General features: G+C 72.1%; 10 protein-coding genes. 7 read left to right on the top strand and 3 right to left on the bottom strand.

Annotation, left to right across the window (positions count from 1 at the left end):
* Positions 1 to 10: 10 nt before the first annotated feature.
* The 4 genes from ACH4XV_RS11500 to ACH4XV_RS11485 all read left to right on the top strand — a co-directional run bounded on the left by ACH4XV_RS11500 (position 11) and on the right by ACH4XV_RS11485 (position 6,297).
* Positions 11 to 904, top strand: a complete 894-nt coding sequence (locus tag ACH4XV_RS11500; protein ID WP_395789954.1) for a metallophosphoesterase — start codon at positions 11 to 13, stop codon at positions 902 to 904.
* Positions 905 to 1,060: 156 nt separating this feature from the next.
* Positions 1,061 to 2,479 (top strand): hypothetical protein, encoded by a 1,419-nt coding sequence (locus ACH4XV_RS11495; protein WP_395788718.1) that lies wholly within the window; start codon positions 1,061 to 1,063, stop codon positions 2,477 to 2,479.
* A 448-nt stretch (positions 2,480 to 2,927) separates the two neighbouring features.
* On the top strand, positions 2,928 to 4,733 hold the full coding sequence (locus ACH4XV_RS11490) for a hypothetical protein (RefSeq protein ID WP_395788716.1): 1,806 nt from the start codon (positions 2,928 to 2,930) through the stop codon (positions 4,731 to 4,733).
* Between the two features lies 1 nt (position 4,734).
* A complete protein-coding gene (locus ACH4XV_RS11485) occupies positions 4,735 to 6,297 on the top strand; it encodes a peptidase MA family metallohydrolase (RefSeq protein ID WP_395788714.1) in 1,563 nt (520 codons plus the stop codon).
* Positions 6,298 to 6,391: 94 nt separating this feature from the next.
* Here the strand turns inward: ACH4XV_RS11485 and ACH4XV_RS11480 are convergent, their stop codons facing one another.
* Positions 6,392 to 6,919 carry an HNH endonuclease gene (locus ACH4XV_RS11480; RefSeq protein ID WP_126641390.1) on the bottom strand — a complete coding sequence of 176 codons (528 nt, stop codon included), beginning with the start codon at positions 6,917 to 6,919 and terminating at the stop codon, positions 6,392 to 6,394.
* 232 nt (positions 6,920 to 7,151) lie between these two features.
* On the bottom strand, positions 7,152 to 7,694 hold the full coding sequence (locus ACH4XV_RS11475; RefSeq protein ID WP_395788711.1) for a YbhB/YbcL family Raf kinase inhibitor-like protein: 543 nt from the start codon (positions 7,692 to 7,694) through the stop codon (positions 7,152 to 7,154).
* 293 nt (positions 7,695 to 7,987) lie between these two features.
* On the opposite strand from ACH4XV_RS11475, the gene ACH4XV_RS11470 reads away from it, so the two are divergent.
* Positions 7,988 to 9,649, top strand: a complete 1,662-nt coding sequence (locus tag ACH4XV_RS11470) for a hypothetical protein (RefSeq protein ID WP_395788709.1) — start codon at positions 7,988 to 7,990, stop codon at positions 9,647 to 9,649.
* 36 nt (positions 9,650 to 9,685) lie between these two features.
* Here ACH4XV_RS11470 and ACH4XV_RS11465 read toward each other — a convergent pair whose 3' ends face one another.
* Positions 9,686 to 10,471 (bottom strand): sporulation protein, encoded by a 786-nt coding sequence (locus tag ACH4XV_RS11465; protein WP_395788707.1) that lies wholly within the window; start codon positions 10,469 to 10,471, stop codon positions 9,686 to 9,688.
* A 93-nt stretch (positions 10,472 to 10,564) separates the two neighbouring features.
* Between ACH4XV_RS11465 and ACH4XV_RS11460 the strand changes: the two genes are divergently transcribed.
* Together ACH4XV_RS11460 and tyrS are read left to right on the top strand one after the other, a co-directional pair.
* Positions 10,565 to 11,260, top strand: a complete 696-nt coding sequence (locus ACH4XV_RS11460; protein ID WP_395788705.1) for a DNA-3-methyladenine glycosylase — start codon at positions 10,565 to 10,567, stop codon at positions 11,258 to 11,260.
* A gap of 95 nt (positions 11,261 to 11,355) precedes the next feature.
* A complete protein-coding gene (gene tyrS / locus ACH4XV_RS11455; protein WP_395788703.1) occupies positions 11,356 to 12,633 on the top strand; it encodes a tyrosine--tRNA ligase in 1,278 nt (425 codons plus the stop codon).
* The last annotated feature ends 673 nt before the right edge of the window (positions 12,634 to 13,306 follow it).

The following is a 13,306-nucleotide window of genomic DNA, read 5'->3' as shown; positions in this document are numbered from 1 at the left end:
GGGGGTCGTGATGCGGGTTTTGTTGGCCGGGGACACACACGGGAACACCGGGCACGTGCGTCGTGTGCTCGATGTCGCCGCCGAACTCGACGTGGACGCGGTGTTCCAGCTGGGCGACTTCGGCTACTGGGAGCACGAGCCGTCCGGCGTCCGGTATCTGGACGCGGTCAATCGTTCGGCCCGCTCGCGGGGTGTCGACGTGTACTTCCTGGACGGAAACCACGACAAGTCCTCGCTGCTGATGGAGTCCTACGGCGACGACCGGGACGAGCAGGGGTTCGTGATCGTGCGGCCCCGGGTGCGCTACGCGCCGCGCGGGCACCGGTGGTCCTGGCGGGGGACGAACTTCCTCGCCTTCGGCGGCGCGTTGTCGCTGGATCGGGAGCGGCGGTTGGCCGAGGAGCGGCGGCGGTACGAGAAGGCGCTGCGCAAGGAGGACTTTCGGGTCGGCGCGGGTCGCCCGCCCGCCGAGGTGCCGACCTACGCCGGCAGCCTGTGGTTCCCGGAGGAGGAGGGTACGGACACCGACGTGGACACGATCCTGACCGACCCCTCGCCGGTGGACGTCCTGCTCACCCACGACAAACCGCTGCGGGCCGCACCCGAGTTCAACCGCAAGGGCGAACCGCGCTGCCTGCCGAACCAGGCCCGGATCCAGCGCCTGGTGGACGCCTACCGGCCCGCCGTCGCCGCGCACGGCCACCTGCACTTCCGCTACACGGAGGAACTGGCCCACCCCGACGGCTCGGTGACGCGCGTCGAGGGTCTGGCCGCCGACCCGATGGCGTCCTACGACGTCCCCGGCTACCGGGTCGCCGATTCGTGGCTGCTCCTCGACCCGGCCGCGTCGACCTCGGCGGCCGACGCCGATCCCGGCACGCTGGAGGCGGCCACCGGCTCCTGACGAGCCGCCGGCGCGAAGCGTATTCGCCTCGACGAAGCGGGGGAGGGTGGATAGCCTCGGCGCGCACACACGATCGAATCACCGAGCCGAATCGAGCCGGTCCGACGCGGGCCGATGCGGGCGGCCTCCGGACGGGTGATGCACGAGAGGGACCACGTGTCCGACACACCCACCGCCGACGCGCCCACCGAGGCCGCGCCCCGGCGTCGCCGCACCCCGCTTCTGGTGGTCGGCGGAATCGTTACGGCAGCCCTCGTGGTCGGCGCCCTGACGATCGGCGGCGCCTTCGACGGCGACGGCGACTCCACCGCCCCGACCGCGCGGGAACGCCCCGCCGAGAGCACCCCGCCGCCGGCGACCTCCGGATCCCCGGAACCGCCCTCCACCGTCACCCGCATCACCCACGCCGACGTCAAGGCCCTCACCGACGCCCGCACCCGGGCGCTCCGGGACGGCGACGCGACCGCGTTCGTATCCGGGATCGACCCGGCCAACGCGGAACTCATGGCCGCACAGCACCGGTTGTTGGCGAACCTGCGGCTGTTCCCGTTCGCCAGGGCCGAGTTCCTGCCGCCGACGGGCCTGGACGCGGTGCGGGCGGAGGACGCGGGCGCGTACTCGTACGACATGGTGATCGTGTTCTCCCACCAACTCGACGGAATCGACAGCGAGCCGGCCGCCGAGACCTACACCTGGACGCTGAGCCGGGCCTCGATCGACGCACCCGTACAGATCACCAAGATCGTCGGAAGCAACCCGACGTCGGCTCCGACCCGGCCGGTCACGTATCCGGCCGCGTGGGACGGCGACGAACTCGCCGTGGTCGAACGCGAACACATTCTGCTCGCGGTCGCCGCGACGGACCGGGACCGCGCCGCGGCGTGGGCCGATCGCGCCGAACTCGCCGCGAAGCGCAACGCCGAGGCATGGCACGGGCCGGCGATCACCCCTCGGCGCTTCGCGGTCTTCGTACCGACGAAGCGGGAGACCGTCCGCCGGGTGCTCGGCGACAAGGCGGGCTTTTGCGAACTCGTCACGCCGGCCCGGCCCGGCGGCGGAAGCATGTCGCCCGTCGGCGCGCGGGTCACCTTCGACGGCGCCGATACGGCGTTCGCGTCCTCGACGAACCCGGACACCGGCATCGGGCTTCTCCGCCGGGAACTGGCCGAGGCCATGGTGGGGCAGTTCGCGCAATCGTCGTTGATCGGCGGCGGCGGCCGTTCCCGCTGGGTCTCCGAGGGCTTCGCCTACTACCTCGCCGGCGACAACAGCTACCGGGGCGCGGCCCGGGCCGAGCTGCGGGCCGGGCGGTTCAGCGGCAAACTCCCCGTCGACACCGACCTGTTGCCGATGGTGAAGGGTGATCAGGGCGCCGGAGCGGGCTTCCACGTCAGCATGCTGACGATCCGTTACCTCGCCGAGAAGTACGGCGCGGCCAAGGCGGACGAGTTCGTGGTCGCGATGTACGCGAACCCCGCCTCGCTCGACGCGGCGATCAAGGCGGCGAGCGGGCTGGAACGTGATGAGTTCGAGGCCGGATGGGCAGGCTACGTACGGGCCGAGATCGGCGGTTGACCCGCGGCGGCTACCGCGCGTGACCGTACCCGGGCCCCACTGCCGAGGTTGTCCGGGGACATGGATAACCTCGGCGAACACATGATCGGATCGCCGATTCGGGGCCGGGGGCGGAATCACCGGGCCGGCGATCCAGGGGAGGACTGGCATGTCCGACATGCCCAACACCGCCGACGGCGTGACACACCCGCCGAGCGGCACCACGACAGCAGACCACGAACAGCCGTGCACGGGGTGGGACATGGGCACGAACGAGGACGCACGGGAAAACACGGACGGCCCGACGGAGGAAAACCCACCCAAACCTCCCCGCGCACCGGCGCCCGGATCCACGGGCACACCAGCGACCGCACCGGTGCCCGCGCCCGTCGCGGAGGCAACCATCGGGCGGGCGCCCGAAAACGCGGCTCCGGCACCCGACAGCGCGGCCGGTACGCCTCCGGTACCCGTGACTTCGCCCGACCCGGATCCGACCACGACCACCTCCGCACCCGCCGGCGAGCCTGTAGCCGCGCCGGCGACCGCGCCCGACGCGCCGGCGACCGCGCCCGCCGGCGCGCTTGCGCCCACATCCGCCGACGGACCCGCGCCCGCGACCGTCGAGGAGATAGCCGGGCGGCCGGCCGAAGACGCGGTGCCGGTGCCCGACGACGCGGAGGGTTCGCGCTCGGCGCCCGTCACCTCGGTCGAGCCGGCCCCGCCGATGACCGCGCCCGCGCCCGCCGGCGGCGTTGCGATACCCGCCGGCCCCCCGTCCCTCGACCCCGACGCCGTCACCGGCAACGACTCGGGAGCGATACCGCCCACCCCCGAGGCGCCCCCCTTTCCGGCGCCCGTCGGGCCGTACGGGCCGCTCCCGTTCGTTCCCGCCCCCGACCAGCAGCGGCGCAACGCTCGCCGGCACCTGCTGGCCGCCGCCGGGGGAGTGCTCGCGATCCTCGCCCTGCTCGGCTCTCTCGCCGTCGGCGGCGTGTTCGACCCCACCACCACCCCGACCGCCGCGTCGTCGGCCGAGGACGAGACCGTCGGCGGCTCGGCCAAGGCCGGGGACAAGCCCCAGGTCACCCGGATCGCCGCCGCGGACCTGTCCGGCCTGGCCGACAGCCGTACCCAGGCCCTGAAGTCGGGGAACGTGGACGGCTTCGTCGCCGGAATCGACCCGGCCGCCCCCGAACTCGCCACCGCCCAGCGCCGGTTGTTCGCGAACCTGCGGCTGTTCCCGTTCACCAGCGTCGAGTTCCGGCCCTCCACCGCGACCGTCGAGCCCGCGAACGACGCCGGCCCGCTCACCCGCGACGTGAACGTCGTCTTCGCCCACCAGATCACCGGCGTCGACAGCGAGCCGATCGCCGAGCGCTACACCTGGACCGTCTCGCGCGCGTCCGTCGGCGCCCCGCTGCTGATCACCAAGATCGTCGGCGGCTCGACCCGCGGCGGCGGCAACGCCTTCCCCGCCCCCTGGGACGAGGACGAACTCGCGGTGATCGAACGCCCGCACGTCCTGCTCGCCGTCCCGGCCAAGAACAAGACCAAGGCCGCCGCCTGGGCCGACCGGGCCGAGAGCGCGCTGAAGAAGAACCTGGCGGTGTGGAAGGGCCCGGCGATCACGCCGCAGCGCTACGTCATCTACGTCACGCCCGACCACGAGACCTTCATCCGCGCACTGTCCGGCAACGATCTGCCCAACGTCACCGGCGTGTGCCGCACCATGCCGCCCGCGCGCCCCACGATGGGCCGCGACCAACCGATGGCCGGCAGCCGAATCACCCTCGACGGCTCGGACGAGATGTTCGCCAAGAACGACGGCGAGCAGCAGACGCACCTGATCCGGCACGAACTCGGTCACGCGATGGTCGCCGAGTTCGAGCGCGGCGGCGAGGGCCCGCCGCTGTGGGTCTCGGAGGGCTTCGCCGAATACCTCGCCTGGACCGACCTCTCGCTGTCCGAATGGTTCCAGCCGACCGCGCGTGAGCAGGTCCGCGCGGGCAAGTTCACCGGCAAACTGCCCACCGACGCCGACGTCAACTCGCCCGACGCCAAGACCTCGACGGTCAGTTACCACTACAGCATGCTGACGATCCGCTACATGGCGGAGAAGTACGGCGTCGCCAAGGCCGACGACTTCGTCGTCGCGGTGTACAAGGACCCGTCCCCGGCCGCGATCGACGCCGCGCTCAAGGAGGCCACCGGCCTGGACCGGGACACCTTCGAGAGCAACTGGGCCAAGTACGTCAAGGCCAAGGTGGGCAACTGACGTGCACCCCCAGGACTTCCCGGAGCCCCAAGACGCCCAGGCCCCCCAGGCCCCCCAGGCCCCCCACGACCCGCACGGCCCGCACGGCCCGTGGCCGAACGCCGTCGAACCCCGCCGCTCCCGACCGTGGGCGATCTGCGTCACCCTGCTGGGCGCGCTGCTCTCCCTGGCCTTCCTGATCGGCACGACGGCGGTCGCCGGCCGCCCCGCGGGCCTGGACAGCGCCGACCGCCTGCTCGACGCCGAAGACCCGACCCACGCCCCGCCCCCGGCGCGCCCCGCGGGGGCCGACTCCGCGCGCGGCCCCGGCTCCGGCGCCCCGACGGAGGAGGGCACCTGGCCCTCGGACCGGATCGACACCCGCGTGTTCTTCCGCGTCCAGGCACTCGCCGACACCCGCACGGCCGCCTTCGAACAAGGCGACGAGGCGGCCTTCCTCGCCCCCGTCGACCAGCAGGACCGGGCCCTCGTCGACGGACAGCGGCGGCTCTTCGACAACCTGCGCAAGATCCCGTTCGACGCCGCCCGCTGGGTCGCCCGCGGCGGCGACAAGAAGGTGGTCACCGCCGACGGCTCCGCCCCGAGCCGGGCCGGCACCCCCGCCGCCTGGCCGGTGACGATCAGCCTGAACGTGGTCTTCGAGCACACGATCACCGGCGTCGACGTGGCCCGCGTCCCGGAGACCTACACCTGGAAGGTCCGCTGCGCCGACCCCACCGACCGCTGCACGCTGATCGGCCTGGACGGCGCCGCCGACGCGGACGCCAAAGGCGGATTCGCCGGCTACCCGGCCGCCTGGGACCTGTGGGACCTCCAGGTCGAACGCCGCCCACACGTCGTGGTGATGGGCCCGAAGCAGAACGCGAGCTCGCTGCGCCGGAACGCGGACCTGGCCGAGCAGGCCGCCGTGTACACGCTCGGCGCCTGGAAGGGCGGCGCCGGCACCTCGCCCGGCTTCGCCCTCGTGCTGACCTCGTCCCGAACCTCCTTCGGCAAGCTGTACAGCAGCAGCGAGATCCGCGACTGGGCGGCGGGATACGCGCTGTCCATGCCCGGCACCGACCGATTCGTCGGCGGGGTCCGCATGGTCGTGGACGACGAACAACTCGCCGGCGACGCGACGTTCGCGCCGATCCTGCTGCGGCACGAGATGACCCACGCCCTGATCGCCCCGCTGGCCCGGCCGGGCGTCGCCGGCACCATGCCCACCTGGCTGGCCGAGGGCTTCGCCGACTGGCAGGCCGAGGCCGACCGGCCGCTCGCGCGCGAGATCACCACGAACATCCGCACGATGATCGACCGGGGCCGATTCACCGGCGCGCCGCCCGCCGACGAGGACTTCGACACCGCCGACGAGGACCGGGTCGAGAACGCCTACAACCTGGCCCACCTGATGGTCCGATACCTTGTCCGGACGTACGGCGCGGAGCGCGTCTGCGCCTTCTTCACCGACGCCCTGACCGGCCGCCACGCCGACATCGACGAAACACTGACCGCGAGCTTCGGCCTGTCCCCGGACCGCCTGCGCGCCGACTGGGCGGCCTGGGTCCGCAAAACGGTCTGACGGGGCCGCGGCGCGGGCCGGGCCCGAACGCCGGAAGCCGTCGGGGGCCAATCCCCGACGGCTTCCGCACACTCGTCCCGACCCGCGCGCCCGGTCAGGCCCCCATCGCCAGCGCCGGCGGCCGCACCGGCTCGGCCAGCCACTGCGCGCCCTCGACGCTCGCCACGCCGAACGCGAGCACCAGGGCCCGGGTCGCCGATGGCTCGTACGGCTGGAACAACAGCCGCATCCCCGCCTCCGCCGGCGTCCGCGCCGCCTTGCGCTGGTTGTCGCTTCCGCACGCGGCGACGGTATTCAGCCACGAGTCGGCCCCACCGCGAGAACGCGGCAGCACGTGGTCCACCGTGGTCGCGCGCCCACCGCAGTACGCGCAGCGCCGGTTGTCCCGAAGCAACACACCCCGGCGCGACCACGCGGCCTGTTGTCGGAACGGCACCCGGACGAACTTGAGCAACCTGATCACCCGGGGCAGCGGGATCTCCACGGTCGCGGCCCGTACCACCCGGCCGGGATCGACATGCTCGACGACCGCCTTCTCCTGCAACACCAACACGAGCGCGCGCTTGAACGACACCGTCGCCAGCGGCTGATACGTCGCGTTCAGCACCAACGTCTCCCGCATGCGACCTCCCCTCACCTGGTCGACGAGGGGACGAGCGAGCACATTCGAACGCGCACCGAACCGACCGGGCGCGATCACGCGCTCAGCTTTGGGGCGGTGCTGCGACGCTCATGCGCACCCTTCGACTCGACGAACCGTCAGTACGGACAACTCGACCACTGTGCCGTTCGGGCGATCATCGGGACAACGCAATTACCGGACGAGATTCCGCTTTCGCGCGGTCGGACGCGGCTCAGCGGGCGTACGTGGACACCAGCACGGCGCGCGCGAGGGTGTGCGCGAACAGGTTGAAGCCCACGAACGCCGGCGTCGCCGTCTCGTCCACGCCCAACTCGGCCACATCCAGCGCGTGCACCGTGAAGACGTACCGGTGCGGGTAGTGGCCCTCCGGCGGCGCCGCGCCCACGTAGCCCGGACCACCGGTGTCGTTGCGCACGTGGAACGCGCCGGCCGGCAGCGACTTGCCGTCACTCGCGCCCGCGCCGCTCGCCAGTTCGGTCACCGTCGCCGGGACGTCGACCACGACCCAGTGCCAGAACCCGCTGTGGGTGGGCGCGTCCGGATCGAAGCAGGTCACGGCGAAGCTCTTGGTGCCGGCCGGGAAGCCGGACCAGGACAACTGCGGCGAGAGGTCTTCGCCGCCCGCGCCCATGACGCCGCTGACCTGTGCGGTCGGCAGGACCCCGCCGTCCGTCAGATCCGCACTCGTGAGCGTGAAGGCGGGCTTCGCGGGCAGGTACTCGTACGGCAACGGGGGCTTGGTGGACTCGGACACGCGAGACTCCGAAATCGTGGACACCGGCGCCCGGCCGGCTGCCGAACGCCTCGTTCGGACGAGCCTATTCTCACCGTCCGCGAAACCGGCGAAGATCGCGTAGGTATCCTCGCGCCAACAGGGGGCCAAGAGGGGGGAGGGCATCCGGCGTGACCGAGCCGACGCACGAAAGCGGCAACGCCACCGACGACGCCTCATCCGCCACACCCACCGACCCGCCCGTCGGGGCAGGGCCGGCCGCGGGCGCAGAGCCGGCCATTTCCGCGGAGCCGGGGGGCAGGACGGCGGAAGGCGTGCGCACGGATCATCCGAGCACGGACGATCCCGCCGAAGGCGGCGCGCCCACGGACGGTGTCACCGCGGAGGACGACGCGAGCGCCGCCTTCGCCGCGATACCCGGCAGCCGAATATCGAGCACGGGGTCCCCGGCCGAGACACACTCGCCCGCCGGCCCTCCCGCCGCCGCGCCGGACGCCCCCGAGTCGGCCTCCGCCGTACCCGCCGCCACCGAACCCCCGAGCTCCGCGCCGCTCCACCCCGCGCATCCGGCCCCCGCCCGTCCCCGCTCCGTCGCCCGTCGCCTCGCCGCCCCCCTGCTCGCGCTCGCGCTGGCCCTCGCCGCGCTGATCGCCTTCGGCGTCACCCTCAGCGGACCGGGCAGCGCCAGGCCCCACGACGCCGACGGCGCGCTCGGCGCCCCGCGTCCCGGCACCGCCACGCCGATGGCCCCCGCGCACGGGCCGACCATCGCCACGGCGGACATCCAGGCCATCGCCGACCGGCGCACCGCGGCGATCCTGGCCCGGGACGAAGCCGCGTTCACCGTCGACCTCGACCCGGACGTCCCCGACCTGGTCGGCGGCCAACAGCAGCTGTTCCGCAACCTGGCCCGAGTGACCTTCGACCGGCTCGCATACCGCGTCGAGACCGTGCAGACCATGCCCGCGAACGACGACCGGATCACCGCCTACGTGGACGTCTCCTTCGACCACCGCATCTCCCACGCCGACACCGCCACCGTCGGCGAGGGCTACCGCTGGACCGTCGTCCGGGACGCCCCCGGCGCGCCGCTGCGGATCACGGGCGTGGACGGCACCCCCTACGACGGGGCCGGCTACGCCTACGCCCGCGACTACCCCGCCCCCTGGGACCACGCCGACCTGACCGTGGTCCGCCGCGAACACGTGGTCGTGCTCGCCGACCCGGCCACCGCCCGGGGCGCCGACCGCCTCGCCGACGCCGCCGAGGCGGCGGCGCGCGCCGACATCGACACGTGGTCCGACGGCGGGCCGCCCGGCACCGCCCCCGGGTTCGTGATCGTCCCGGTCGCCGACCGCGACACGTTCTATCGGCTCTACGGCGGCCGCACCGGCGACCACGGCGAGGAATCCGGCCTCACCTACGCCCTGCGTACCATCGGCCCGGACGGCAAGGGCCACTTCGGCGGCTCGCGGATAGTCCTGGACACCACCTCGGGCTGGTTCACCTCCACCAACCCGCGCCGACTCGGCGAACTGCTGCGACACGAGATGGCCCACGCCCTGGTCACCCCGCTGCGCAACGAGGTTCCGAACCAGGACCAACCCGTCTGGGTCGTCGAGGGTTTCGCCGACTGGCTGTCCCTGCGCGGACACACCCTGCTCGGCACCGACGAGCTGTACGAGGCCAGGACCTACATCGCCGGCAACCGCTTCACCGGCAAGCTGCCCACGGACAACGAGCTCTACCAGGCCGACACCGTCGGCAACGCCGCCGCGTACGAGCTGGCGCACCTGGCCATCCGCCGGATCGAGGAAATCGGCGGCACCCAGGCCGTGTACGGCTTCGTCACCGCCGTCTACGCCGACCCCGCCCCCGCGGCCGTGGACGCCGCGCTCGACCGGGCCACCGGCCTGGCCCGAGCGGAGTTCGAGGCGGACTGGGCGGCCCGGGTACACGCCCTCCTGGACGCCTGACCCGGACCGGCCCCGCCAAGATCCGCCGGACAGGGCCTAGAACCAGCCCCGCTGCTGCCCCAGTTCCTGGAACCAGCCGTGCAGGTAGGCGTTCCAGTCGGTCTGGTGCGCGCCCGCGTGCTCCACGGTGAAGCGCCGGATCGCGTCGCTCCCACCGGAGAACGCGCCGCCCTTCTTGTCGATCTCCAGGATCACTTCGGTCCGGTGCTCACCGGACACGAAGGTCAGCTCCACCTCGTTGATCCCGCGCGCGTACGCCTGCGGCGGGGTGAACTCGATCTCCTGATAGAACGGCAGCCGCTGATCCGTGCCCCGGATGTGCCCCAGTTCGAGGTCCGCGGCCCGGAAGTGGAAGCCCAGGTTCCCGAACGCGTCCAGGATCAACGCCTGCGCCGGAAACGCGCCCACCGCGACCGGGTCCAGGTCGCCCTTGTCGATCGCGCGATCGATGGCCAGCTCGGTGCGTACCCCGACCGTGGTACCGCGCAGGGGCACGCCCCGGAACGTGGTCAGCGGCGCCTCCCACGGCACCGGCAGCCGGAAGTCCAGGTCGTGCGTGGCGCCCTCGCGCAGCGTGAACGCGCCGCCGACCTGCTGCCGACCGAACTCCACGTTGCGCCGCTGCTCGCCGTCCTGGGTCTCCACCTCGACCACGGCCTGGAAGCCGACGAACACCCCCTCGATCTCCTGGTCGACCTTGCCGCCCTGGATCCGGATCCGACCCTCGACCACACCGCCGGGCGTGGTCTCGGCCGCGTGCAACTCGGTCTCCACCGAGGCACCGCCCGCGCCCATGCTCGCCATCAGCTTCTTGAAAACCACGAGGTCTCCTCCCCTTTCCACACGGCGTGCGCCGTGCGGAATCGTTACGCCGGGCCATTCCATCACGCACGACCGGCCGTAAGCTGGCTCCCCATGCGTGCTCCCACCGCCGGCGCGGGCCCCACCGCTCCGCTGCCCCGCTCGTTCTTCGACCGCCCGGTCCTCGCCGTCGCCGCCGACCTGCTCGGCCGCACCGTGGTCCACGAGACCGAGGCGGGCCCGGTCGAGCTGCGGCTGACCGAGGTCGAGGCGTACGACGGCGCCAACGACCCCGGCTCCCACGCCTTCCGCGGCCGAACCGCCCGCAACGCGACGATGTTCGGCCCGCCGGGACACCTGTACGTGTACTTCACCTACGGCATGCACTACTGCGCGAACCTGGTCTGCGGTCCACCCGACCGCGCCTCCGGAGTACTGCTGCGCGCCGGCGAGATCATCACCGGCCTCGCGCCGGCCCGCGCCCGCCGCCCGACCACCCGCAAGGACACCGACCTCGCCAGGGGCCCGGCCCGCCTGGCCACGGCGCTGGCCCTCGACCGCGCCCAGGACGGCGTCGACGTCTGCGACCCGACCGGCCCGATCCGCGTCCTGTACGGCACCCCGCCCCCGCGCACCGCGATCCGCACCGGCCCGCGCACCGGCGTCGGCGGCGGCGGAGCGACCCAGCCCTGGCGCTTCCACATCGCCGGCGACCCGACGGTCAGCCCCTACCGGGCCCACCAGCCCCGCAAGCGCACCACGAAGCCGGGCGAGCCACCCGCCGCCGGTGCCCCGGTGCAAAGCGGTTAGCGTCGAGGGCCGAGCGTCGGGCACCCTTGCACCACCGGTCGTACCACCGACCCGCACCACCCCACCTGTCGAACCTACCGAGGAGACCAGGCACTGTGACGGACATCGTCGACGAGCTGCGGTGGCGGGGCCTGCTGGCCCAGACCACCGACGAGGACGCGCTCAAGAAGGCGTTCGCGGACGGTCCCGTCACGGCCTATTGCGGGTTCGACCCGACCGCGGCCAGCCTGCACGTCGGCCACCTCACCCAGGTGCTCACGCTGCGCCGGCTCCAGCTCTTCGGGCACCGCCCGATCGCCCTGGTCGGCGGCGCCACCGGCCTGATCGGCGACCCGAAGCCCTCGGCCGAGCGCGCGATGAACGAGGTAACCACCGTCGCGGGCTGGACCGACCGGATCCGCGGCCAGCTCTCCGCGTTCCTCGACTTCGAGGGCGGCGAGCCGAACACCGCGGTGATGGCGAACAACCACGACTGGATCTCGCGGCTGAGCATCGTCGAGTACCTGCGCGACGTCGGCAAGCACTTCAGCGTCAACCAGATGCTCGCGCGCGAGACGGTGAAGTCCCGGCTCGCCGGCGAGGGGATGAGCTACACCGAGTTCAGCTACGTGCTGCTCCAGTCCTACGACTTCGTCGAGCTGTACCGACGGCACGGCTGCACGCTGCAGATCGGCGGCAGCGACCAGTGGGGCAACATCACCGCAGGCCTTGACCTGATCCGCCGGATCACCGCCAACGAACCGCACGGCCAGGCACACGCGCTGACCACCAACCTGCTGACCAAGGCCGACGGCACCAAGTTCGGCAAGACCGAGCGCGGCACGGTCTGGCTCGACCCAGAGCTGACCACGCCGTACGCCTTCTACCAGTTCTGGCTCGGCGCGGACGACCGCGACGTCTCGCGCTACCTGCGTACGTTCAGCTTCCGCTCGCGCGAGGAGATCGAGGCCCTGGAGCGGGACAGCGAGGAACGCCCCGCCGCCCGCATCGGCCAGCGCGCCCTCGCCGAGGAGTTGACCACGCTGGTACACGGCGTCGAACAGTGCGTCGCGGTCGTCGAGGCGAGCAAGGCCCTGTTCGGCCAGGGCGACCTGACCGCGCTCGACGAGCCCACGCTCCGCTCGGCCGTGGCGGAACTCCCCGGCGCACGGCTCTCGGAGGGCCCGACCGTGGTGGACGCCCTGGTGGCCACCGGCCTCGCTCCGAGCAAGGGCGGCGCGCGGCGCACCATCAAGGAGGGCGGCGCCTACCTCAACAACGTGAAGGTGGCCGACGAGGACGCGGTGATCGGCACGGCCGACCTGCTGCATGGTCGCTGGGCCCTGCTGCGCCGCGGCAAGCGCAACCTCGCGGCGGCGGAGATCACCGCCTGACACAAGGCAGTTGATGGTTCACCAGCTGTTCGCGCGGAAGACGCGTCAAGCCGGTTCCCGACCCGTTCCACTGGGTATAGGGGACCGGCTTGACCCGTCCAAGAGGGTGGTTTAAACTCGTACGAGTCGCAACTCCGGGAGATCCGGACAGGCGTGCCCTCAACACCGGCGCGATGGCCGATCCCACCGCGACTCATACCCCAACGATAGATCCGGCCACGGACAGCCTTCGGCTGCGCCGTGCCTGTGGTGTCTCCATGGGTGTGAACCAGTAGAACCAGTGATCGAGACAGTCTTATGAAGCACGCGGAATTTGATCATCCAAATTCCGGGGTTTTATTTGTGCTGCCATTTATTACTGGGAATCACATTCCGTGAATGTGGTTCGGAAATACCGCCGAAACCTGCTACGGTTGAGGCATCGAGCACCGGAGAGATCCGGAGCAGGACGCGCGGCTCGCAAGCCGCCGGCACCGCAGGATTGATCAAGCGGGGTCGGTGGAGGCGGGAAAACGGGTCTGCTAGGCTCGCCGGGCCGGACGCAGAGAAGCGAAAGTTTCGAAAGCAGAAGGCAGCGGAAACGGACGAAAAGCGGGTCGGAAGATCTGCTAGAGTCTGAAAGGCGGAAAGCGCGGGAACGCGCCGGACGCCGAAAGCGAGGAAAGCGAAGCGG

The sequence above is a fragment of the Embleya sp. NPDC020630 genome, assembly GCF_044334985.1.
Lineage (GTDB): Bacteria > Actinomycetota > Actinomycetes > Streptomycetales > Streptomycetaceae > Embleya.
The sequence above is the reverse complement of the archived record's forward strand: the minus strand, read 5'-3'. Positions and strand labels throughout refer to the sequence as shown.